The sequence below is a fragment of the Christiangramia flava JLT2011 genome (assembly GCF_001951155.1).
Taxonomy (GTDB): domain Bacteria; phylum Bacteroidota; class Bacteroidia; order Flavobacteriales; family Flavobacteriaceae; genus Christiangramia; species Christiangramia flava.
The window spans coordinates 2,048,752-2,068,062 of record NZ_CP016359.1 but is presented as its reverse complement, the minus strand read 5'-3'; the positions used below and the strand labels follow the sequence as shown (position 1 = coordinate 2,068,062).

The following is a 19,311-nucleotide window of genomic DNA, read 5'->3' as shown; positions in this document are numbered from 1 at the left end:
AAGCCAGTTCAATTGTATCACTAAACCTTAAAACGATGAAATTTTTAGTACCAAACCAACTTACTTCCATTTTCAGTCTGCTTATTTTTACGAGTTTGCTTTGTTCCTGTTCTATGGAAGACACCGCGACCACCGAAAACGATCTTTTCACTGCCGATCTGAAAGCCGAAAAATTGGAAAATCTCGAGGACCAGTTAAAGTTCGTGCGGCAAAGCACGATGAAATTCCACAGTTTTGAACAGGCTGCTAAAGCCGGTTATGCGGAAGACCTGCCGTTCAATCCTTCTCCCTACGTGCCGCAAATGGGATATCATTATATCAACGTTGGCCTGATGGATGGGGTTTTTGAAATGGATAAGCCCGAAATTCTGCTCTACGTCCCCAATGAGGATGGCGAGTTGAAACTGGTAGGCCTGGAGTATGCCGTACCAATTGCTGCTTCACCCGAAGCACCGGAAGGTTTTATGGGCGAGCAGGATCACTGGGTAGAAAATCCCAATGTGGCCGGTGGCGCGTGGACACTGCACGTTTGGATGCCGCTGGAAAATCCAGATGGTATCTTCGCGGAATTCAATCCGAATGTGCCGCTCAGCGACCCATCTCTTTAAAAACAAAATAATTAACCAACCAAAAACGAAGTTTATTTGAAGTGCTTTTGTTGGGGGCAACAGAAGGTGCCGGTTCCAGACCTATGATCTGGAACCGGTTTTTTTGTAGCGCCAACATGAAATTTCAGTAGTTTTATGAAAAATGAAACAGCGATTGAAAAATGAGCGTTTTATAGATCATTCAAATGGCTACGAGCAGCTGGCCGAAACTTTTAACGCTATCAGAAGTAAAAATACAATTGGCGTTAGCAGTGTTCAAAATTGGGTACAGGGACTACCCGCCCATGCCAGTATTCTCGAGTTGGGCTGCGGAACGGGGTTGCCGATCACGAAAGTTCTACTCGAACAGGCTGTGAAGGTCTATGCTATCGATGCTTCTCCCACCCTATTATCTATTTTCAGGCAAAATTTCCCGGATGTTCCCAACCGTCTGGAAGCGGTGCAGAATTCTGATTTTTTCGGAAGAAAATTTGACGGCATCCTCGCCTGGGGGCTGCTCTTTTTACTTTCCGAAGGAGAACAACTTGCTCTATTCAAAAAAGCTTCTGAAAGCCTGGTACGCGGCGGAAGATTCTTGTTCACTGCTCCCGAGCAACCGGCAACATGGAAAGATGTACTTACCGGGCAACCATCGGTCTCATTGGGTTCCACAACATACCGAAGCATGCTTTCCAATTTCGGGATGGAGATCATCGATACTTTCCAGGATGAGGGTGAAAACCATTATTTCGAGGCTCAGAAGATCTAATTTTCACCGCTATACTTTTGTAGTTCGGCCTCGCCTCAGTTTCAGGTAAACCAGCAAGGAAATTACAGAAAGGATCAGCCACAGCAGATCGATCAAAAAAATCTGCGTTTGATCTTCGGAAAAGCTTTTCCAAATCCAGTTACCGGTTACCAGACCATTGGTGATCGGGACCAGAAAACCCAGCAAACTTCCCGAAAGCAGGGTGAAATTATTGGTAAAACGGTCATCTTTCCGAAGCACGAGGAAAACAGAAAAGGCCAGCCAGTTGAGGAAATAGGCGTAATAAATAAAACTCATGGAGGCCGGATTGATTTTTACCAGGATAAAAGCCAGCGCCGTGACCGGAAACATGCTCAGGCAGATCGCCAGGTAATACCGAACCACCGTAGCATTAAATTTTCGCCTTTTTTCAAGGACATGTTTCTTGTCGCGTGCCACCAGCCAGATCATTACCCCGGAAATGATCACGAAACAGGAGATCAATCCCAGGATAAAGGAGATCAGCTTGAGTCCGTAACCAGCATAATCCCCAAAATGAAGCCGAAACATCATGTTCTTTACCCCATCAAGATAGGAAGCTGCTTCAGTGGGATCTTTCACCTCCACCGGGCTATTTTCAGTTACCTTGTAAATAATATTCCCGATACCATTCATTTTGGCCCTGCGGTCCAGATTCCCACTAATGGAAACATGCATCCCGGTATCGCCGTAATTAAAGATATGCACTTCAGTTACCTTGAAATTTTGCCATTTTTCTTTCGTAGTGGCCACGAACTGGTTAATATTTGGTGTTTCAGGAAGGGCTGTATGCTGAAAAGCAAATGAAGGATGGGTATATTCCAGGTCTTTATACAATTCAGCTTCCTCTCCATCATACAAACCAAAAACCATTGGTGCGACCAGTAAAAGCTTCAGCATAAAAAATGCGCCGGTAACCGCATAAACAAACTGGAACGGAAAACCAATCACGCCCAGAGCGGTATGAGCGTCTGTCCACAATGTTTTCAGCTTGGCCATAGGGCGAAAAAGGTAAAAATTGGATACGATCTTTTTCCAGTGCACAATGATCCCGGTAAGGATCGCGAAAAGGAAAAAGAAAGCGACGAATCCGGAAAGATAATAGCCATAAGGATAAGGAACCTGGGCGAAAAAATGAAGGCGATACAGGAATTCCCCCAACGAATAGGATTCCACATAGGTCTGCGTGGAGCGATCTTCGGTATCCAGGTAAAAGAAGGAATTCGTTTTGGCTTTTTCCGAAGCCAGGGAGTCTTTGGACGGACCAATATTTACACCAATCTGGCGCTCGTTGAAATAATGAGCCAGTTCCACGTCCCTTCCGTATAGATCATGATCTTTTTTAAGATCTTTCAGGACCGAGTTAAAATCTACCGACAATTCATCATAATCCTCCACCGTATGCCCTCTTTCCCAATTCACGATCTCATCCCGAAAAAAGGAAAATGAACCTGCGAAAAAGATCACGTAGAGCGCCACGCTGATCACAATCCCGCTGACGGTGTGCGTATGAAAAAGTATGTTATACGTCCTGTTTCCCATGTTATGAATTGATTGGATTATGAGCATTTCCGAAGTAGACCATAGCGCAAAGAACAAGGCTTATCAGCAAATAGATTCCCAGGATCTTCCAGCCATTCCGAGCCAGAAATGCCAGGATCATCAGGGCCGCCCAGAGGATAAAAATGGAATAGGTGCTGGTGATCAAAACTTTTACCGGATCGAAAACGAGTGCCAGAACCATGTGCATAGTAACGCTAAGCGCGTAGCCCCCCAGGATACCGGCGGTGATCTTGGCAAAACGCTGCCAGTTGGATTGTGTTAAATACTTCGGATTTGCAGGCATTAAAACAGAAAGATTTCAGTGAACAACAGGATTAAAAAAGTGGCCAGGATCAACGGGTAGCGGAAGATCCTGAGCGGAACCAGCAGGATGGTTAAACTTGCCAGGCTCATCAGCACGATGAAAAAAAGGAATATTCCTGCGCCCACTCCGGAAGATTTCACAAGCAGCATGCAGGAAATGATCAAAAAGATGCTCCCAGTTACTTTCGTGAAATTGGGGCGGTTATTCATCCATTTTTGAAATTTTGAACCAGACTGTTTCACTCTTTTGGAGCTCAGGTACCAGCAGTAAAATCCCAAAAAGCACAATAAAAAAGCAACTGAGAACATTTTTCAGTAATTAGGGGTTAAGACTAGTGGTCGCACAATGCCAGATGAACTCGTATTCCTCGCCTTTGTAGGTTCCCGGAGTGCGTTCTTCAAAAGTCGTTTCCACGATGTATTTAGTATCCCAGGGAAGCTGGAAAGAGACCATTCCGTTCTCATCGGTCTCCAGGGTTTTGGACCAAAGATCTTTTACGAACACCTTCAGTTCATTGTTTGCCAGAGGCTTATTTTTGAAAAACACCTGGAGTTTGATCGCCTCTTCGGAAACAGGAAATCGCTTGATGCTCAATCCTTTTTCATTCTGAACAATCGTCTCGTTTTCCGCTGCTCCCACCTGGAATTTGGCTACGGAATGATAGTGTGTCTTAAAGATCCCGAAATCATATTCGGTATAATCGATCACGTCTATAGAATCATTATTCAATAGAACGGTGTAAGTTCCTGCTGATTTCGGCACATAATGCGCCACATAATGGTCTTTTTGTGCAGTGACCTGCAGCTGCGTTTTATTCCCTTCACTGTCCAGCACCCAAAGGCTGAAATCTTTTACATTCGGAAAATTCTCGCCCTTCACTTCTTCAATGACTCCGTAAGTATATTCACCGAAATAAACCCTGATTTCCTGCTGCTGGTTCAAGGTTCCTGAAGCAGCCGTTTCGACCCATAAATAGTGAGCAAAAGACTGGGCTGAAATGGCCATTATAAACAAAATTGTGAGGATAATTTTTTTAGTATTCATCGTATTATTTTAGTAATAACAGCCCTTATCGGAATAAGGGCTGTTGGTTAAACATTGAAAAACTCAAACAAAAACAACATTAAAAGTTATAGGTCAGGGTCAGTCTCCCGTTAATGCCGGGCTCTGATTGCCAATACAGGTATGAGCCGTAGTTAGACCCTGAGTACAGGTATTCATCCAAAAGGTTGTTCACATTCAGCTGAATTCGCACTTTGTCATTTTTCCAGGAAACCGCGCCGTCCAGTCGGAAATAATCCGGCAGATCAGTTTGATTGTCGGCTCCCCAGGACCAGGCAGAACGATCAATCTGGTATTGATAGCCCAACGAAGTCCCAAAACCATTCAGTATAGATTCGGAAGGAAAATTATAGTTCAGCCAGCCGTTGGTCAGGTGCTTGGCGTGACCGGCCACTTTCATTCCAATATTATCAGGATTGGTATCTTCGGTGATCTCTACATCAGTATTGGCGTAATTCAGGATGATGTTCAGCTCTGGAGTGATCTGTCCCTGCAGGTCCAATTCCACTCCTTTAGACTGTACTTCTCCCAGCTGAATGGAAAAATCGGTATGTTCGGGATCGGTCACCAGCACGTTCTTCTTGGTGATCTGGTAAACTCCAAGGGAACCTTTCAAACGACCACCGAAAAATGCTTTTTTGATCCCTCCTTCCACGTCGATGGCATCTACAGGATCGAAGGTTTCCCCGTCATAACTTAACCCGCTCTGCCCTAAAAACGACTGGTCGTAAAGCGCGTAGGCCGTGAAGTCTGGCAAAATATCCCAGCTCAAACCAAATCTTGGAGTGAATTTATGATCGGTTTCTTCCTTGCCAAGAGTCACCAGTTCGGTATATCTTCCGGCAAGAGTAAGTCTCAAGCTGTTTTCAAACAGGCCAATCTCATCCTGGGCGTAAAAACCTCGCGTCGTATTCCCGGTGTTGTAAACATTCTCCCGGTCTTTCAGGTCTACTGATCGGTCGAACTGCGGAGTTTCTGTATTTCCGTAGACCGGATCATAGATATTGAAAGCCTGTTCCGTATCTATCGCCACCAGCTGGTTCCAATCTGCCCAATATTCCTTTTCACTGAAGTCGAAACCTCCAAGAATGTTGTGATTGATCTTGCCGGTATTGAAATTTCCGTAGAGATAAGTCTGGAAATATTTTCCGGTAGAAAGCGCATCCCAGATGCTTACGTAGCGATGAGCGTCGCCATTATCGGCAAGGTCCAGCAGCCAGGTAGAATTCCCCTCCTGGTCGTAACGAAGGCTCGCCAGCTGAACGCGAACGCTCCAGTTATCAGAAAATTGGTGATTCGCATTGATGAAAGCTGAAAGTTCCCGAATATCGGTCACCGGGTAATTGGTGTCAGTAAACTTAAAATCGCGGTCCAGGCTGCCATACCCATCTTCGCTGGGGGCGAACACATAGGCGGTACCGATGTAGCTTTCGGCCTGCTGAAGATTCAATTCTCCAGTTACCGATGTTTTATCAGAAATCTGGTACGTTAAGGCCGGTGCAACCCCATAGCGTTGCGCATCCTCATTGCCGCGGTGAGAATCTGAAGTCTGGTACATTCCGTTTAAACGATAGAGCAATTTGCCGTTATTGGTCAGTTTCCCGCCAAGGTCCAGCGTCCCTCTATACGTGTCATAACTCCCCAGCATGATAGAGGCCTGGGCGACCGGGTTTTCGGTTGGTTTCTTGGTCACGACATTGTAAAACCCGCCAGGCTCCCCGGCAGACATCATAAAACCTGCCGGTCCTTTCACAAATTCGATACGCTCCACGGTGCTCATATCCTCAGAAAGAGGCCCCCATGTTCCCTGCACATTCACTCCATTCCTAAAGGCTGGCAACCGGAAACCTCTCATATTCACCCTGGCAAAATGGCCCCAATGTTCGATCATGGTCACCCCGCTCACGTTCCTGATCACTCCTTCCATCATATTGGTGACCTGCTGATCCTGTAACAGGTCATTGCTGATCACCTGGATATTTTGCGGAACCTTGAAAATTTCAGTATTCAATCGAAGGCTCGAACTGGGCTCGTTGGTCACGTAGCGGTTCTGGTGGCCTTCCAGGATCACTTCACTTAATTGTTCTTCATTTACCTGCAACACTATCACCGGAACTTTCACAGTTTTACCGGCCTGCACCTGAACTGGAATATCGCGGGAAATATATCCTACGGAAGAAACCTTCAAATTATACGATCCTTCTGCCACATTTTTCAACCTGAATTCTCCGCGTTTATTGGTGATGGTACCAAGATTCAGACTCTCAATCATAATATTCACATCGGGAATAGGCGATTGATCTCCCGAGGTAACTTTTCCCTCAATCACTCCTGACTGGGCATTCAGCGCCAGTGAAACGAATAATACACAAATTAAACTGGTAATTATTTTCATCTAATATTTGCTATTTTTAATTAGTCTAAATAAGTTTGACGCAAATTTATAGAGTTCGCCTGCTATTTAAATGACGGAAAATGATAAAAAAAAGACGTGATTCGGAAAATGTTCCCATACTGGACTTGAGGAATGGACAGGAGTCTCTGGCCAGCAGTATTTCAAGAAAATCCAGCAGTATTTCGACGAGTAAAGAACAATTCGAACTCCATCCCGATTTTGGTACTGGTAATATTCTTCGGTTAAAGACGGGCAGACTCTGCGTCAACATCAGCAAAATCCATCTAACAAAAGATCTTCACTTTTTGCCGAAAGAAACACCGGGATTCCTGCAACTCTTCTTTATTCTTAGCGGTGAAAAGATTTTCAGGACGGCCAATAACCAGGAATATTTGTTAGAAAGCATGCAGGCCTGTATGATCCAAAAGACTTTTGAGAAGGAGGTTCGTATCCTGGCTGATAAGATCCTGAAGGAGATACAGATCGCTGTGCCTCTGGATTATTTAAAGGAATATGACGTTTTTAAGAATGAAGCTGGAATCGAAGAAGAAATCATCCTGCTACCTATTCACGAACAGGCTTTCTCCATTTTAGAGGATATTCAGGAAAATGATTTCAGCGAGCAGGCAGATGTCATCCTGCTTCGGGCCAGGATCCTGGAACTGATTGCCATTCTTCTGAAAACCCACACTAAAAATGCTACGAACGACCTAAGCGCTACTCCTGATCATATTCTGAAAAAATTATCCCATATCAAAAAAACCATCCTGTCTAATCTGCGCACCAATTTTTCTCTGGAAGACCTTGCTATGGAATCTGGCCTGAACGCTCATACCCTGAACAACGAATTTAAAAGGGTCTTCGGTTGCTCCATCAACGAATTCAGTATCTCCCAGAAAATGGAAAAAGCCAGGCAGGACCTGGAAAACACGAATAAAATGATCTACCAGATCGCTGAAGAAGTGGGTTATAAAAACGCCACCCATTTTTCTGCGGCCTTTAAAAGGAAATATCGCTGCACGCCCCGGCAGTTTAGAAACCGACTATAGGCTGACGCGATTTTCAAAGAAATAGGTTAACTTCAGGCGGAAACCACTGGCCTATTCCTTAAAAATGAAATTTTTCCTTTCTAAATTTCCTGTTTTCCTGTTGTTATTGCTGTTGAACATTTGTTGCCAGCGGCCTGTTGAAAAAATCACGAAACATTCGGAAAAAGCCGAAAAAACCACTACTAAAGCATCTGTTGCCATCCTCGGAATGCTGCATTTCGTTTCCAAAAACAACACCGTTAGCCAGGAAGAAACCGACATTTCCAATGAGAAAACCCAACAGGAAATCAAAATTCTTATCTCCAAACTGAAGCAATTTCAGCCTACCAAGATCGCCGTGGAAAGGCCTTATCGATCAGAAGAAGAATTAAATCGGGCATATCAGCAATTTCTCCATGGAAATTATGAACTGACTGATGAAGAAACCGATCAGCTGGCGTTTCGACTGGCAAAAGATCTGGGTCATGAAAAACTGTATCTGGCTTATGCCCCGGTGAATTTTGACTTTGAGTCGGCTATGGAATTCGCCTCCCAGCATGACCAGCAGCAGCTCGTGGATTCCATAATCAGCAACGCCAGGGAACTAGCTCAAAATTATGACCGTATCCTCGCAGAAAAATCACTGACGGCAGCGCTACAGTATTTAAATTCGGAAGAAGCGATCAATAAAAATCATTTTGGCTATTTGCTTACCACCCAGATTGGGGATGAAGAAAATCGCATCGGGACCGAAATTGTGGGAGAATGGTATAAATCGAATCTCAATATCTACCGGAATATTCAAAAATTGGCAAATTCCAATGACGATCGCATACTGGTGATCTACGGGCAGGGACACCTGAAAATACTTGGGCAATTGATCGAAGATTCTCGCGATATGGAATTGGTTCCTATCGAACAGTTTTTAGAATGAATCGAAATACACATGACCTGCCAATAAAAGGTTAAACAGGTCAAAATCATACGCCTGCCGAGGATTTAATATGTATTTTCAAAGCTCTCAAACTCTTTGCAATGCGTATTGAAAAAATCATTTTTTTGCTGCTGAACCTGCTTTTGCTGATTTCCTGCAGGCAGCAAACCGAAAAAACTCGTCAGGCAGACCGAAATTCTGAAGAAGTGACCAATGAAATTTCTGCTCGTGCAACTACTCCCCCCAAAGACCTGGCGACCATTAAAAAACGCTTTTCGGAAATTGAAACCGTGCGGAAAACTGGCAAACTTGATACCATATCTTTCAATTACCATTGCTATAATGAACGCTCCGGGAAAGTCACATTTTATTCGGAAAATGAGAAGCTTGTGCTTATCGAACATCGGTACAATGAATATTCTCACCATGAAGCGACCGACTGGTTTTACCTATATAATAAGGAGCCATTTTTCGTGTTTTTAGATCGGCTCGACTGGAGTTTCGATAGGCAATCTGGCGGCGAAACGCAAACCAGGGACCAGATCACGCAATCGCGCCTGTATTTTCTGAATGGTAAGGCTCTTCAATGCCTGGAGAAAAATTTCGAGAGAACTTCAAATGCCGGATCAGTGGAAACAGAAATTCCCAATACAGAGACTGACTGTTCCAAAGCTTCGGAAGCGCTTTCCGAATTTCAGAAATTATGGAACTCCAGGAATTCCAATTCTTCCGAAGTATTTTGCAACACCGCCTAATTCTCTGAAAAGCTTTTTGAACTGGCAGTTTTATAAGACAATAAGTTTTACTGAAGCTTAATAGTTATTAACTATCAAAATTTTAAAACTATAAGAAATAAACATTGTAAATTTAGATTGTTACTAATTAAAACTTTCAGAAATGGCAAATAACGGAAATCACAATGGTTCTTCAGATAACCATAAGGTTTGGGAAGTGAATGAATCCAGCAAATGCCCTTTTATGGGCGGCGCGGTGAAATTTACGGCCGGAACCGGAACTTCCAACGAAGACTGGTGGCCAAACCAGTTAAATCTTCGCATTCTTAAACAACATTCTTCCAAATCTAACCCGATGGGAGAAGATTTCAACTACGCGGAAGAATTTCAAAAACTGGACCTTGAAGCCGTTAAAAACGATTTAAGACAACTAATGACCGACTCCCAGGATTGGTGGCCGGCAGACTACGGACATTATGGTCCGTTTTTTATTCGTATGGCCTGGCACAGCGCCGGAACCTATAGAATTGGTGATGGTCGCGGTGGAGCCGGATCAGGTTCGCAGCGTTTCGCACCCCTGAACAGTTGGCCCGATAATGCCAATTTGGACAAAGCACGCCTGCTTCTTTGGCCAATCAAACAAAAATATGGTAAGAAAATTTCATGGGCAGATTTGATGATCCTGACCGGAAATATGGCTCTGGAAAGCATGGGCTTCAAAACCTACGGATTTGCCGGTGGTCGTGAAGACATCTGGGAACCGGAAGAAGATATTTACTGGGGAGCGGAAGGCGAATGGCTTGGAAACAAAGAGCGCTATGCTGAAGGCAATACATTGGAAAATCCGCTTGGAGCAACCCATATGGGACTGATTTACGTGAACCCGGAAGGACCTAACGGAAATCCAGACCCAGTGGCTGCCGCTAAAGATATTCGGGAAACATTCGGTAGAATGGCCATGAATGATGAGGAAACCGTCGCTCTTATTGCCGGTGGACACACCTTCGGAAAAACACACGGTGCCGCCGATCCTGAAAAATATGTTGGCGTAGAACCAGCTGGTGCTACCATCGAGGAAATGGGACTTGGATGGAAGAATACGTTCAACAGCGGGAATGCTGAAAATACTATTACCAGTGGTATTGAAGGAGCCTGGACTGATACCCCTACAAAATGGAGCAACAAGTTTTTTGAAAACCTGTTCTCTTATGACTGGGAAGTACATAAAGGTCCCGGAGGAGCTTACCAGTGGAGACCAAAAGATGGCGGCGGAGCAGGAACCGTTCCAGACGCTCATGATCCTTCCAGAAAGCACGCGCCGTTCATGTTGACGACCGATCTTGCTTTGAGAATGGATCCTGATTATGAAAAAATTTCCAAGCGTTTTTATGAAAATCCTGATGAATTTGCCGAGGCATTTTCCAAAGCATGGTATAAACTGACGCACAGAGATATGGGACCAAAATCCCGATATCTGGGACCAGATGTCCCTTCGGAAGATCTGATCTGGCAGGACCCGCTTCCGGCTGTAGATCATGAGTTGATCTCAGACAGCGATGTGGATGTGCTAAAACAAAGCATTCTGGATTCCGGATTATCGGTTTCTGAGCTGGTTTCTACAGCATGGGCTTCGGCTTCTACCTTTAGAGGGTCAGACATGCGTGGAGGTGCCAATGGAGCGCGTATTCGCTTTGCACCGCAGCGTCACTGGGAAGTGAACAACCCGCCACAACTACAGAAAGTGATTAGCAAACTGGAAGCTATCCAGGAAGACTTCAATAATTCCCAATCTGGAAACAAGAAAGTTTCTCTTGCAGACCTGATCGTTCTTGCGGGAAGTGCCGGAGTCGAAAAAGCTGCAGCCGATGCCGGTCACAGTATTCAGGTTCCATTTACCCCAGGCCGCGTGGATGCGCTGGAAGAACAAACCGATGTAGAAGCTTTTGATGCACTTCAGCCAACTTCAGATGGTTTTAGAAACTATTTCAGAAAAATGGATAATGTTTCGACCGCCGCTGAAGAAATGTTGGTGGATCGTGCACAACTCCTCACACTAACTCCTCCTGAAATGGCAGTTTTGGTAGCTGGTTTAAGAGTGATGGATGTGAATTATGATCAGTCTAAACATGGTGTATTTACAGATCGACCAGGCCAGTTAACAAACGATTTCTTTGTGAATGTACTGGATATGGGAACAACCTGGAAAGCTACTGATGACTCTCAGGCGTTTTTTGAAGGAAAAGACCGACGTACTGGCGAGGTGAAATGGACAGGCTCCCGAGTAGACCTGATCTTTGGATCCAATTCTGAATTACGTGCTTTGGCTGAAGTTTATGCCTGCGAAGATTCTAAGGAGAAATTCCTGAACGACTTTGTAGCAGCATGGACCAAGGTCATGGAACTGGATAGATTTGACCTCAAATAATCTCTATATATTTTTGAAAACGGCTCTTTCAAGGGCCGTTTTTTTATACCCTTTTTGCCTTCATTTCGGAAATTCGACCTTTTATGATCCAGCCAATTCCGAAGAAGATCATAATGGTACTAAAAAACTGGTAGTCACTCCGGTCGCTTAGGAAAGCAATGCAAAGGCTCACCATTACGGTGATGATGCCTAATAATTTGATTCGGTTCATTTTAAAAGATTTGGGTTGAGAGTAGTATGAGAATGGAATTTCAGTATGAGTGTTCCTTCTAATCGCAACCAGCTTTCCATCCCGCTTCGGGAATTGATCCTGAGATCTTAAAAACAGCAAAAGCAAATTGAAAAGTTCCTTCGGAAGGTTGAGAACCAGTTGTAGGTTTGAGTAGCGTTTTTTCATACTGACCATTTAGGCGAGCTTACGTAAAACATAGATGTAGGGCCTATCTAAAAAACGTAATCCTCTTTATATCAGAGCCTAAAATATTATTTATTTCGAAATAATTGTTTTGCAAGAGTAAATTTTAACATTTCAGTTGCTTCATTTTCAGTCCTTTGCCATGGGGTCGATGAATTTTTCGAGCCTTTCTGAAGTGATTTCCGGTGTAGCTCCTTCTTCTGAAGCTACCAAAGCTCCCATCGCACAGGCACGATCCAGCGCATGCTGTGGATTTTCCTCCCCTAGCAGGTTAGCCAGTAAGGTGGCTAGGAAAGAATCTCCCGCGCCAACAGTATCTTTCACCTGTACCCTGTATCCACTGTTGTAATATAGCTTTTTGTCGTGCATCAGAACGGCACCATAGGCACCTTTAGTCACGCAAATGCTGCGATCTGGAAATTTCACTGCCATAAACAGCAGATTTTGTTCCAGAGAGTGATACTTGGACCCAAGCATTGCCGCCACTTCATACAGCTCGTCATCATTGAATTTGATAAAATCGGTGTATTCCAAAAGTTTGATCAGCAATTCCTTGGAATAGTGGGGAGGCCTTAAATTGAGATCCAGGATGTTGTAACGGCCCTGTGGGAGCAAGCGGAATAAGCTTTCCCGACTCTTGTCGTCCCGGTTAACCAGGCTTCCAAAAACGAAAAAATCAGCCTCTTTCACACTCTTCTCCATGGCTTCAGTCGCTTCAATCTTGTCCCAGGCCACCGGGTAATCTATAGTATAAGTAGCCGAACCACTTGCCGATAGTTGTACCTGCACTTTGCCTGTTTCGAAGCTGGGGTCTTTTTCGATATTTTCCGTTATGATATTATTGGCCTTGAGGTACGCCAGCAATTCTTCTCCCTTAAGGTCATCTCCTACTTTGCTGATCATTTCCGTAGTTACACCAAGGCTGCTTAGCCGTAAAGCTACATTTAAAGGTGCACCGCCAATTCGTTCTTTATCGGGAAAGACATCGAATAAAATTTCTCCGAAGCAAACCGCATTCAGTTTTTTTGCCATATTTCAAGTTTCTTTTCTAAAGTTAGAAAAAGATTAGATACTAGTTCAGAAGCAGAGCTTACCATTCCGGAAGGGTTTTAACCGGGGCAATAGCCACATCATTGATCTTCCAGTGAAAACCAAGAATTTCCTGGTAGGCCCATTCCATTTTTTCCAAGTTGATTTCCCCATTTGGGATAAAGGCCACCTCGCCCAGGTAAACCTGACCATCTTCTCGAAAACGCACATTTACCGCCTTCACCCAGTCCCAGGTCAGGATCTTTTCTTTCAGTTCTTCGATGATCGGGTCTTTCTCTTCTTTTTCGAGCGTTACGGGGTAGCGGTCCATCAAATCCTGTATCGCGGTGGTCACATAGGTGAGTCCGTCTTTCAAAACAGACACCGAAATAAAAATCGCCGCAACGGCATCTGCCCACCACCATCCGGCACCAAGCCCAATGATTCCCGCTATAGCCGCGAACGCGGTCATATAATCGGCTTTTTGAGCTTTCGCATCCGTAAACAATACTTTATTGTGCAGTTTTTTCGCCAGCGGAAGCTTTTTGAATCCCAGGTACATCGCCGGTAAAGAGCTGTACAGCAAAGCTGCAATCATCACCCAGCCCAGCCATACCTGCGTGTCTCCCAAAAACACCGTTCCAATAGTTGGGTGTTCCCCTTTCAGTAAAGTGATACTGGAATCGATCACCAGAAATAGGCCCATGACCAGCAGGGCCGTGGCACCAATCAGGAAAGCGATCGTAAACACACGGTGGTAGCCATACCGAAATTTATCGTCTGGTTTCTTATTATTGATCTTCGTGGCTATGAGAAAAACCACCGATGGTACCATTCCCAGCGTATCCTCCAGCCAGGCAGATTTCATAGCTTCTGAACTTCCCATAACCAGGAACATTACCACCACTACCGATAACTGATAGCCAATAGTTGCCCATTCCAGCTTTTTGGCTTTTTCGAGAGACTCCTGCAATTCAGGGGGCAATTCAAAACTTCTGATCCCTCTCATGGCTGCTTGTTTTTATGAATGAACAACTCCAGATGCTGCAAAAGTTTATTCTCCCCCTTCGGAATAAGAAATACATGTACACTGTCATACGGCCTGCTAAGCCCAGCTTTTTTAACCCAGATCGTATTTTTATCGAAACCACCGGCCAGGATCGCGATTTCCCGTTTCTCCAGTTTTTCGATCAGGTCACTTTCTGAACCATAGATAAATTCCGTCTCCAGGTTTTCACTACGGGCAAATTCCTTAAGAAAGTCGATTTCTTTACCCTCTTCATTTTTGCTGGTAAACGGAATATTCTCGGTCACACCAATTTTCAACTGGTGTTCCTGGGCGTTTTCAAAAGTGTTTTCCGGATCTTTCGGAAAGTTACAGGCAGTTACCAAAAAGGCTAGCAGCACGTAGAATTTCATAGATTAAATGTACTCCCGGCGACCAGTGAAAAAAAGAAATCGCAGTTAATCTTTTGTGAAATGAATCAGCTCTTCCAGTTTCAGGATGGTTTCCAGTTTCGGGTCGTGGTTTCAACGCCTAGTTTCTTCTCAAAGAATGCGTTTGAAAGTTTCGTTTGGTGATATTTTCCAGGAATTTTCAGGTATACGCCGTGCGAACCTAGCTGGAATTGATCTGCTCCATTCGTATAGGTTTTGTCCCTTTCAAAATCTCTTGAAAAAACTTCGGTTGCCAGGAACACAAAATGCTTCTCGCTCAGTTCTGCTTCAAAAGGATATGCTGAAATTATTTCGGTAACATAATTTCCTTCCAACGCTACCACAGGCACTTCGAATCCAAAACTACTCCAAATCAGCTCTTTGATCATTCCGGCGATGTCCTTGGAGCCAACACCGGGTTTTTCAAGGATCAAATTTCCACTCTGGATATAGGTTTGTACCTGCTCAAAACCTGCTGTTTCCAAAAACTTACGAAGATCCTGCATTTTAATCTTGCGGTGACCTCCCACATTGATCCCGCGTAACAAGGCTATATATTTCATTTTGCTGGCTGACAGTTTACACAAAAATAGCTGGTTCTTCCGGCAATTTTAGCTTTTTCAATCTTTCCATTACCACGCGGACAAGCGGCTCCCGCTTTTCGATATGGCGTGATATAGCTTTGCGGTAAACTCGAACTGTCCATTTTACTTTTCGTTACTCGCAGCAATACTTTTTCAATATTTCGGAAAATTGCCTTCAGTTCTTTTTGATTCAGGTCGTTTACGGCAGTAGCTGGATGGATACGGCTCTGAAACAGTATTTCGTCAGAATATAAATTGCCAATCCCGGAAATGATCTTCTGATTCATCAAAAAACCTTTCATACTGCCTCTGCGACCATCGGCCAGTTCCAGAAATTCTTCTTCTGAAGCCTCCAAAGCATCCTGTCCCAATTCATGTTCTTTCCGGAAAACTTCCGCATCTTCCACTAAATACACCCTGGCGAGTTTTCTTGGACAGGTAAAGAACAACTGAAAATCATTCTCAAAATGCAGCGTGAAATAGGTATATTTTGGTGGTTCCTCTCCCTGCCGGTATTCAAAATTCCCGGTCATCCCAAAGTGAAAGATCAAGGTATTTCTATTTTCAGTAGCTACGAAAAGGTATTTTCCCAAGCGCCTGCTTTCCTTCAGCTGGTCTCCCTGCAATTGCTGAAAAGCGACTTCCTTAGTTCCAAGGATTAGCTCCTCAGGCGCGGAAACTTTCCTGATTTTCTGATGAAGAGCGGTGGCGTCGAGGTATTTTTTAAAATAGGAAACTTCAGGTAATTCAGGCATTTTCAGGTTTTTCTCTCCAGGAAATTACGGAAAAACGCCACGGCTGCTTATTAAGAAACTGGTAATTTTTCATCACACCAATGCCGCAACCAGGAATCCAATATAGGTTCCCAGCGCGGTTCCAAGGGAGCCTACCAGAATTGCCGGAAGCAACAGATCATCCCTTTTAAAACTTTCAGCAAGAGCCAGGGCCGTACTGGAACCACCAATATTGGCCTGAGAAGCGATCGCGACGATCGCCCAGTCTAATTTCAACAAAACCGACATTCCCAGCAGGAAAATTCCGTGGATGGCGACAATACTAACGGTAAAGATCAAGATCTGAAACGCATAATTCCCAACTTCCACCAGGGCACTGATCTCGCAATACGCACCAACTACCGCTAAAAACAGGTAAATACTGAACAATCCCAGCATCCTGGAAGCAGCCATATTTCGGATACTCCGGAATTGCGCCAAAATCAGGGCTACGGTTGTCAGCACCAGGATCGAAGGCAGGTTAAGCCCTTGTTCGGCGAACCAGTTCGCTATACCTTCAGAAAAAAGAATGGTGAGCATCCCCAGGTTCAAGACGATTAGTAATTGCATCAGGCTAACCGGTTTCGCTACATCGGTATTTTTTTCGGCCGTATGCTGAATATTCTTCGGATGCGGAAAAATCTTCTGAAAAACGGGCAGAATAACCAGTGTCACAAGCATCCAGACCGTAGTGACTATATTATCGGCCACGACCAGGCCGGTGTATTCAGCACCTTTCCGAAGCATATCAAATTCAATGGCCAGCGCGTTAAAATTGGCGCTTCCACCAATATAGGTCCCGGTCATCATCCCGCTGATCGCCGCGTAATCTTTCCCAAAAACCAACTGGTAATCGATGATTTGCAAAGCCACAATCACCCCAATCGCTGTTCCCAAAGCGCCCAGGCCAAAAGCAAGCAACATAGGCACTCCCGCTTTCCTGATATTTTTTAGATCTACACCGAGCAGGAGAAAGAAAATACTGGCAGGAGCCACGTAATGGAAAATATGCCCGTATAAGGGAATGGCAGTGGAAGCGCTGGGAATTAACCCAGTGTTTGCCAGGATGGCCCCGAACAAGATCACCAAAAGCGACGCACTGATATTTCGTAAAATTGTATTCCTGGCCAGCCATTCGCTTGCCAAGATGACCAAAATAAGAATTGTAAGAACCGTGAACGCCTGCATTCGAAATTGTAATTTTTAGAAATTTAGACTAAGAATTTTTCATGTTGATGCCAATTATTAGCCTTTACGCTGAAAAGTACGCAAAAGACACTTATTCTTTAACAGTTAAAATTTTCAATTTTTAGATTTTTTTAACTTACTTCCAGTCAAATTACAGAAAATGTCACGATTCCTACTCATCGGTCTTTTTCTAAGCCTTGTTCCTGTTTTGGTGCTGCTGGCTCATCGGTTTTACTATATCCGGAAAATAAGACCTTTCTTCAAACGCCAGAAAAAACTATACGAAAAGCTCAATAGTGAATTTGATAATGATCAGAATTTGCCTGTCTAAAACCGGACTATCACCTCTTTATTTAACTGATATTTGGGTTTCCTCTTGAGAAAACTTTAACTAGCACTGGTCAAAATTTGGCTATTTTTGAGTGGAACTAAGCCTGCACAATGGAAATTTTTGCTCAACCTGATACCTGGGTCGCCCTGCTCACTCTTACTTTCCTTGAAATTGTACTGGGAATCGACAACATCATTTTTATTTCCCTGGTTGCGGGCAAAGTGGAGGAAAAAGATCAAAAAAAAGCGAGGCTTGGCGGTCTTTCCATCGCCCTGGTCATGCGAATTTTACTCCTCCTAAGCATTACCTGGATCATTGGTCTAACCAAACCAGTTCTCACGCTTGCAGATTTTGAATTAAGCTGGCGCGATATCATCCTTATTGCCGGTGGAATTTTTCTACTGGTCAAAAGCACCCTGGAAATACATCATAAAGTAGAAGGTCATGAAGAAAACGGTACCAAAACCGGAAATACTGCTACCCACCTTGGATTTTCCTCTGCCATTATCCAGATCGTCCTGCTAGATATTGTATTTTCCTTTGATTCCATTTTAACCGCGGTTGGGCTAACGGATCAACTAATCCTGATGATCATTGCGGTAATAATTGCTATTATCGTGATGATGATTTTTGCCAAACCGGTAGGGAAATTCGTAAACGATCATCCAACCATTCAGATCCTGGCATTATCATTTTTGATACTGATTGGCGTGATGCTGATCGTGGAAGGCGCTCACTATCATGTTCCCAAAGGCTATATCTATTTTGCAGTATTCTTTTCGCTGGCCATAGAAATGCTGAACATGCGCTACCGGAAAAAGAACGACTAATCTTTTTGCAGTTTTTTGATCGCTGCGGAAAGATCCTGAACTTCAGCATCCATATTTTTCCAGGGATCATCTTTACTTCCCAGTCTTCGGAAGATATTTTTTATGGTATAACGCTGCGCGGAAAGATCTTTTTTGGAAAGTTCGTCCCAGTCTAAAGGCGTCGCGACAGGTGCTCCCTCGATCGGCCTGACGGAATAAGGAGTGACCGCAGTTTGCCCAAAACCGTTCCGAGCCACGTCGAGATAGATTTTTCCATCCCGTTTTGCTTTTCGGGAAGCAGTAGTGAACATTTCAGGGAATTCCGCTTCCAGTTCTTTGGAAGCTGCCTGGGCGAAACTGCGTACCTCATCAAAATCATACTGGCGTTTGATGGGAATACTAATATGAAACCCGCGACTTCCCGTGGTCATGATAAAACTCTTCAGTTCGAATTCCTGCTTCAGATATTTCCTGATTTTTCGCGCAGCCAATTTCAATTTCTGAAAATCGTCTTCTGAAGGATCGAGGTCAAAAATGAGCCTGTCTGGAAGATCTGCCTGGTCTTTTCGGCTAAGCCAGATATGCGGGGTAATGCAGGCCTGGTTTGTGAGATACATGAGGGTGGCTAGATCATTACAGATAACATAATGAGTTTCCCCTCCCTCCTTTTTTTTGATAGTTTTGGTAGGGATCCAATCAGGAAAATAATCAGGCGTATCCTTTTGATAAAACTGCTTGTCATTGATGCCATTGGGAAACCGAATCATGGTAAGCGGCCGGTCTTTCAGGTAGGGCAGGATGACTTCGGAAATTTTCTCATAATAATCCAGCAGATCGCCTTTGGTCAAACCTGCTTCCGGGAAAAAAACCTTTTCCAGGTTACTCAATTTTACATTTCGTTTTCCGAATTTCCGTTCTTGATCCAT

General features: G+C 44.2%; 21 protein-coding genes. 8 read left to right on the top strand and 13 right to left on the bottom strand.

The window, feature by feature from the left end:
- Nucleotides 1-35 precede the first annotated feature (35 nt).
- Nucleotides 36-608 (top strand): hypothetical protein, encoded by a 573-nt coding sequence (locus GRFL_RS09015; RefSeq protein WP_139839177.1) that lies wholly within the window; start codon nt 36-38, stop codon nt 606-608.
- A gap of 142 nt (nt 609-750) precedes the next feature.
- Nucleotides 751-1,356: a class I SAM-dependent methyltransferase gene (locus GRFL_RS09010; RefSeq protein WP_206601040.1), complete on the top strand. Its 606-nt coding sequence runs from the start codon at nt 751-753 to the stop codon at nt 1,354-1,356.
- A gap of 9 nt (nt 1,357-1,365) precedes the next feature.
- Here the strand turns inward: GRFL_RS09010 and GRFL_RS09005 are convergent, their stop codons facing one another.
- The 5 genes from GRFL_RS09005 to GRFL_RS08985 all read right to left on the bottom strand — a co-directional run bounded on the left by GRFL_RS09005 (nt 1,366) and on the right by GRFL_RS08985 (nt 6,698).
- Complete coding sequence (locus GRFL_RS09005; RefSeq protein WP_083644304.1) at nt 1,366-2,916, bottom strand: PepSY-associated TM helix domain-containing protein; 1,551 nt, start codon at nt 2,914-2,916, stop codon at nt 1,366-1,368.
- Between the two features lies 1 nt (nt 2,917).
- The gene (locus GRFL_RS09000; protein WP_083644303.1) at nt 2,918-3,220 is read right to left on the bottom strand and encodes a hypothetical protein; all 303 of its coding nucleotides are present in this window, start codon (nt 3,218-3,220) and stop codon (nt 2,918-2,920) included.
- Nucleotides 3,220-3,549 carry a DUF3325 family protein gene (locus GRFL_RS08995; RefSeq protein ID WP_083644302.1) on the bottom strand — a complete coding sequence of 110 codons (330 nt, stop codon included), beginning with the start codon at nt 3,547-3,549 and terminating at the stop codon, nt 3,220-3,222. The genes GRFL_RS09000 and GRFL_RS08995 overlap by 1 nt, the downstream gene beginning before the upstream one ends.
- 10 nt (nt 3,550-3,559) lie before the next feature.
- The gene (locus GRFL_RS08990; protein ID WP_083644301.1) at nt 3,560-4,285 is read right to left on the bottom strand and encodes a DUF4198 domain-containing protein; all 726 of its coding nucleotides are present in this window, start codon (nt 4,283-4,285) and stop codon (nt 3,560-3,562) included.
- Between the two features lie 79 nt (nt 4,286-4,364).
- The gene (locus GRFL_RS08985; RefSeq protein ID WP_083644300.1) at nt 4,365-6,698 is read right to left on the bottom strand and encodes a TonB-dependent receptor; all 2,334 of its coding nucleotides are present in this window, start codon (nt 6,696-6,698) and stop codon (nt 4,365-4,367) included.
- An 80-nt stretch (nt 6,699-6,778) separates the two neighbouring features.
- Between GRFL_RS08985 and GRFL_RS08980 the strand changes: the two genes are divergently transcribed.
- From GRFL_RS08980 to katG, 4 genes are all read left to right on the top strand, one after another.
- Nucleotides 6,779-7,747, top strand: coding sequence for a helix-turn-helix domain-containing protein (locus GRFL_RS08980; RefSeq protein ID WP_083644299.1), 969 nt, complete (start codon nt 6,779-6,781; stop codon nt 7,745-7,747).
- A 64-nt stretch (nt 7,748-7,811) separates the two neighbouring features.
- Complete coding sequence (locus GRFL_RS08975; RefSeq protein WP_083644298.1) at nt 7,812-8,660, top strand: DUF5694 domain-containing protein; 849 nt, start codon at nt 7,812-7,814, stop codon at nt 8,658-8,660.
- Nucleotides 8,661-8,761: 101 nt separating this feature from the next.
- Nucleotides 8,762-9,415 carry a hypothetical protein gene (locus GRFL_RS08970; protein WP_083644297.1) on the top strand — a complete coding sequence of 218 codons (654 nt, stop codon included), beginning with the start codon at nt 8,762-8,764 and terminating at the stop codon, nt 9,413-9,415.
- Between the two features lie 142 nt (nt 9,416-9,557).
- Nucleotides 9,558-11,819 (top strand): catalase/peroxidase HPI, encoded by a 2,262-nt coding sequence (gene katG, locus GRFL_RS08965; protein ID WP_083644296.1) that lies wholly within the window; start codon nt 9,558-9,560, stop codon nt 11,817-11,819.
- Between the two features lie 43 nt (nt 11,820-11,862).
- Here katG and GRFL_RS08960 read toward each other — a convergent pair whose 3' ends face one another.
- The 7 genes from GRFL_RS08960 to GRFL_RS08930 all read right to left on the bottom strand — a co-directional run bounded on the left by GRFL_RS08960 (nt 11,863) and on the right by GRFL_RS08930 (nt 17,245).
- Nucleotides 11,863-12,216 carry a hypothetical protein gene (locus GRFL_RS08960; protein ID WP_083644295.1) on the bottom strand — a complete coding sequence of 118 codons (354 nt, stop codon included), beginning with the start codon at nt 12,214-12,216 and terminating at the stop codon, nt 11,863-11,865.
- A 147-nt stretch (nt 12,217-12,363) separates the two neighbouring features.
- Nucleotides 12,364-13,266 carry a carbohydrate kinase family protein gene (locus tag GRFL_RS08955; protein WP_083644294.1) on the bottom strand — a complete coding sequence of 301 codons (903 nt, stop codon included), beginning with the start codon at nt 13,264-13,266 and terminating at the stop codon, nt 12,364-12,366.
- A gap of 58 nt (nt 13,267-13,324) precedes the next feature.
- The gene (locus GRFL_RS08950; protein WP_083644293.1) at nt 13,325-14,272 is read right to left on the bottom strand and encodes a cation diffusion facilitator family transporter; all 948 of its coding nucleotides are present in this window, start codon (nt 14,270-14,272) and stop codon (nt 13,325-13,327) included.
- Entirely contained in the window at nt 14,269-14,682 is a 414-nt protein-coding gene (locus tag GRFL_RS08945) for a transporter substrate-binding domain-containing protein (protein ID WP_083644292.1), read from the bottom strand. The genes GRFL_RS08950 and GRFL_RS08945 overlap by 4 nt, the downstream gene beginning before the upstream one ends.
- Nucleotides 14,683-14,762: 80 nt before the next feature.
- Nucleotides 14,763-15,263 carry a DUF1697 domain-containing protein gene (locus GRFL_RS08940; RefSeq protein WP_083644291.1) on the bottom strand — a complete coding sequence of 167 codons (501 nt, stop codon included), beginning with the start codon at nt 15,261-15,263 and terminating at the stop codon, nt 14,763-14,765.
- Complete coding sequence (locus tag GRFL_RS08935) at nt 15,260-16,039, bottom strand: Fpg/Nei family DNA glycosylase (RefSeq protein WP_083644290.1); 780 nt, start codon at nt 16,037-16,039, stop codon at nt 15,260-15,262. Before GRFL_RS08935 ends, GRFL_RS08940 begins: the two co-directional genes overlap by 4 nt.
- Before the next feature lie 72 nt (nt 16,040-16,111).
- Nucleotides 16,112-17,245 (bottom strand): DUF819 family protein, encoded by a 1,134-nt coding sequence (locus GRFL_RS08930; RefSeq protein WP_083644289.1) that lies wholly within the window; start codon nt 17,243-17,245, stop codon nt 16,112-16,114.
- Nucleotides 17,246-17,405: 160 nt separating this feature from the next.
- Between GRFL_RS08930 and GRFL_RS18020 the strand changes: the two genes are divergently transcribed.
- A complete protein-coding gene (locus GRFL_RS18020) occupies nt 17,406-17,576 on the top strand; it encodes a hypothetical protein (RefSeq protein WP_157493000.1) in 171 nt (56 codons plus the stop codon).
- A gap of 110 nt (nt 17,577-17,686) precedes the next feature.
- The gene (locus GRFL_RS08925; RefSeq protein ID WP_083644288.1) at nt 17,687-18,406 is read left to right on the top strand and encodes a TerC family protein; all 720 of its coding nucleotides are present in this window, start codon (nt 17,687-17,689) and stop codon (nt 18,404-18,406) included.
- Here the strand turns inward: GRFL_RS08925 and ligD are convergent.
- Entirely contained in the window at nt 18,403-19,311 is a 909-nt protein-coding gene (gene ligD, locus GRFL_RS08920) for a non-homologous end-joining DNA ligase (RefSeq protein ID WP_083644287.1), read from the bottom strand. The two genes, GRFL_RS08925 and ligD, sit on opposite strands and share 4 nt — an antisense overlap.

Excerpts from the sequence above, each read along its gene's own strand:
- GRFL_RS09015 (WP_139839177.1), top strand. The coding sequence starts at position 36 with ATGAAATTTTTAGTACCAAACCAACTTACTTCCATTTTCAGTCTGCTT.
- GRFL_RS09010 (WP_206601040.1), top strand. The coding sequence starts at position 751 with ATGAAACAGCGATTGAAAAATGAGCGTTTTATAGATCATTCAAATGGC.
- GRFL_RS09005 (WP_083644304.1), bottom strand. The coding sequence starts at position 2,916 with ATGGGAAACAGGACGTATAACATACTTTTTCATACGCACACCGTCAGC.
- GRFL_RS09000 (WP_083644303.1), bottom strand. The coding sequence starts at position 3,220 with ATGCCTGCAAATCCGAAGTATTTAACACAATCCAACTGGCAGCGTTTT.
- GRFL_RS08995 (WP_083644302.1), bottom strand. The coding sequence starts at position 3,549 with ATGTTCTCAGTTGCTTTTTTATTGTGCTTTTTGGGATTTTACTGCTGG.
- GRFL_RS08990 (WP_083644301.1), bottom strand. The coding sequence starts at position 4,285 with ATGAATACTAAAAAAATTATCCTCACAATTTTGTTTATAATGGCCATT.
- GRFL_RS08985 (WP_083644300.1), bottom strand. The coding sequence starts at position 6,698 with ATGAAAATAATTACCAGTTTAATTTGTGTATTATTCGTTTCACTGGCG.
- GRFL_RS08980 (WP_083644299.1), top strand. The coding sequence starts at position 6,779 with ATGATAAAAAAAAGACGTGATTCGGAAAATGTTCCCATACTGGACTTG.
- GRFL_RS08975 (WP_083644298.1), top strand. The coding sequence starts at position 7,812 with ATGAAATTTTTCCTTTCTAAATTTCCTGTTTTCCTGTTGTTATTGCTG.
- GRFL_RS08970 (WP_083644297.1), top strand. The coding sequence starts at position 8,762 with ATGCGTATTGAAAAAATCATTTTTTTGCTGCTGAACCTGCTTTTGCTG.
- katG (WP_083644296.1), top strand. The coding sequence starts at position 9,558 with ATGGCAAATAACGGAAATCACAATGGTTCTTCAGATAACCATAAGGTT.
- GRFL_RS08960 (WP_083644295.1), bottom strand. The coding sequence starts at position 12,216 with ATGAAAAAACGCTACTCAAACCTACAACTGGTTCTCAACCTTCCGAAG.
- GRFL_RS08955 (WP_083644294.1), bottom strand. The coding sequence starts at position 13,266 with ATGGCAAAAAAACTGAATGCGGTTTGCTTCGGAGAAATTTTATTCGAT.
- GRFL_RS08950 (WP_083644293.1), bottom strand. The coding sequence starts at position 14,272 with ATGAGAGGGATCAGAAGTTTTGAATTGCCCCCTGAATTGCAGGAGTCT.
- GRFL_RS08945 (WP_083644292.1), bottom strand. The coding sequence starts at position 14,682 with ATGAAATTCTACGTGCTGCTAGCCTTTTTGGTAACTGCCTGTAACTTT.
- GRFL_RS08940 (WP_083644291.1), bottom strand. The coding sequence starts at position 15,263 with ATGAAATATATAGCCTTGTTACGCGGGATCAATGTGGGAGGTCACCGC.
- GRFL_RS08935 (WP_083644290.1), bottom strand. The coding sequence starts at position 16,039 with ATGCCTGAATTACCTGAAGTTTCCTATTTTAAAAAATACCTCGACGCC.
- GRFL_RS08930 (WP_083644289.1), bottom strand. The coding sequence starts at position 17,245 with ATGCAGGCGTTCACGGTTCTTACAATTCTTATTTTGGTCATCTTGGCA.
- GRFL_RS18020 (WP_157493000.1), top strand. The coding sequence starts at position 17,406 with ATGTCACGATTCCTACTCATCGGTCTTTTTCTAAGCCTTGTTCCTGTT.
- GRFL_RS08925 (WP_083644288.1), top strand. The coding sequence starts at position 17,687 with ATGGAAATTTTTGCTCAACCTGATACCTGGGTCGCCCTGCTCACTCTT.
- ligD (WP_083644287.1), bottom strand. The coding sequence starts at position 19,311 with ATGGATCAAGAACGGAAATTCGGAAAACGAAATGTAAAATTGAGTAAC.